Annotated in this window: 2 protein-coding genes; one reads left to right on the forward strand and one right to left on the reverse strand. The window is 60.4% G+C overall.

Going from position 1 to position 2,240, the window contains the following annotated elements; all coding sequences use genetic code 11:
* Positions 1-104: 104 nt before the first annotated feature.
* Positions 105-1,844, forward strand: coding sequence for a recombinase family protein (locus ACYP5B_RS11685; protein WP_459569714.1), 1,740 nt, complete (start codon positions 105-107; stop codon positions 1,842-1,844).
* An 8-nt stretch (positions 1,845-1,852) separates the two neighbouring features.
* On the opposite strand, the gene ACYP5B_RS11690 is transcribed toward ACYP5B_RS11685, so the two are convergent.
* Positions 1,853-2,113, reverse strand: coding sequence for an RNA-dependent RNA polymerase family protein (locus ACYP5B_RS11690; RefSeq protein WP_081645130.1), 261 nt, complete (start codon positions 2,111-2,113; stop codon positions 1,853-1,855).
* Positions 2,114-2,240 lie beyond the last annotated feature (127 nt).

The raw sequence follows: 2,240 nt of genomic DNA on the forward strand, positions 1-2,240 counted from the left end.
GCTGTAGCGCTACGTTAATGGAGAGTCCGATTGCTCGGATTCTCCCCCCGTAGGCAATACCTTCGCATACTCCACATTAGTGTCTACTCGACATTAATCGATTAATGATCGGCCAATCATTAATCGATGCCGACGGGTGTTACGACCCGGGCGACTTCAACGACGGCCTACTGCTGGGCCTCAAAGGCACGATGGCACAGGCCGAACTGCACTTTTTGCGCGGGCGCCTCCAGGGCGGCAAGCTCAACAAGGCGCAGAAAGGCGAGTTGCGCTTTCCGCTGCCCGTCGGCTTATGCTACGACGATGACGGCCGCATTGTTCTGGATCCCGATGATGAAGTGCGCGGCGCTGTGCAACTCGTGTTTCATCTGTTTCAGGAGACCGGCAGCGCTTATGCGGTCGTCAAGCGCTTCGCCGAAGGTGGCTTGCGCTTTCCCAAGCGCGCCTATGGCGGTGCCTGGGCGGGTCGACTCATCTGGGGTCGTCTGAGGCACGAACGCGTACTTGGGTTGATCAGGAATCCGTCGTATGCGGGCATCTATGTCTTTGGACGGTACCAGTACCGCCAGCGCATCACGCCAGAAGGAGAAGTCCATAAGCGCGTGCAGCCGGTGCCAAAGGTGGACTGGCGCGTCCATCTACCCAAACATCACGAGGGATACATCACTCCGGAGGAGTTTGAGCGCAACCAGGCACGCTTGGCGCGCAACCGGACGAACGGTGAAGGCACCGTGCTCAGTGGTCCGGCGCGTGAAGGATTAGCGCTGCTTCAGGGGCTGGTGCTATGTGGCTGCTGTGGTCGGGCGCTGACAGTACGGTACCAGGGGAACGGCGGCATCTACCCAATGTACTTGTGCAGCGCGCAGCGCCGCCAGGGTTTAGCGACCAAGGATTGCATGAGCGTGCGCAGCGACCTGCTCGACAACGCGATTGGCGCCGAAGTGCTCAAGGCACTGCAACCGGCCGAGCTCGAACTGGCCTTGACCGCCCTGAAGGAACTCGAGCAGCGCGATCACGCCATCATGCGCCAATGGCACATGCGCATCGAACGCGCCGAGTACGAGGTCGCGCTCGCCGAACGTCGCTATCAGGAATGCGACCCCGCCAACCGTCTGGTCGCGAGCACCCTCGAGCGGCGCTGGAACGACGCGATGCTTCGCCTCGAATCGATCAAGACTGAGGCCGATCAATTCCAGAACCAGAAAGCGCGCGTCGCCACGCCCGAGCAGAAGGCTCGGGTTCTCGCACTGGCCGGCGATCTGCCGCGCCTCTGGCGCGCTCCGACGACTCCAGCGAAGGAGCGCAAGCGCATGTTGCGACTGCTCGTCCGGGACATCACGGTGGAGAAGTTACCTACAATGAGACAGGCCGTCCTACACATCCGCTGGCAAGGCGGCGCCTGTACTGACATCACCGTGAACTTGCCAATGCCGGCCGCCGAAGCGATGCGCTATCCAGCCGTGCTCGTCGAGCAGGTGCGCGAACTGTCGCAGCATCTATCCGATCGTCAAATCGTCATGACCCTTAATCAGGGGGGCTTGCGCAGCCCATTAGGCAGATCCTTCACGCTCTCCATGGTCAAATGGATCCGCTACCAGTACGGAATTCCGTCAACCAGCTTCAAGCGGCCTGACGAGATCACCGTACAGCAGCTCGCCCATCGCCTGGAGGTCAGTGCGCACGTCGTGTATTACTGGATCGAGCGTCAGGTGGTCCAGGCCCGTAAGCTCGACGGGCGGGGCCCGTGGTGGATCACCCTGGATCCCGCCAAGGAGCAGCAACTGCGGAACTGGATACGCACTTCAGGGCATCTTCAGCCGCAACATTCCAACATTCAACTGTGAGAGGTGCATTATGAGATCACCGTCGGTATTCCCAACGGCCTCGTTCCCGCACCTCCCGCTTTGGGTATGTCAACCCGCAGCACCGGCGGCGGCATGTAGCTGCCGGAGGACATCCGATTCCAGATCCGATACAGATTGTTCTTCAAATCCGCCTCGAATTCCTTCATCGACTGCCCATCCACGCCCGCCGCCCCACGGTTGGCCTTCACCTGTTGATATGCTTCCCACACCTCACGTTTGGAAATACAAAACGGTTTTGCTTTATCCATGCGGGTCCTCCCCTTGCGGGTTGCCCGCAGTACAAAGCCAGACGATGACGCCCCTTCGGTCCAGCCCCATTACAGGACCTTCAGCCCTACTACGGACGTCTCCGCCCCTGTGCCCCGCATCGGTACT

The sequence above is a fragment of the Cupriavidus sp. 8B genome (assembly GCF_054589115.1).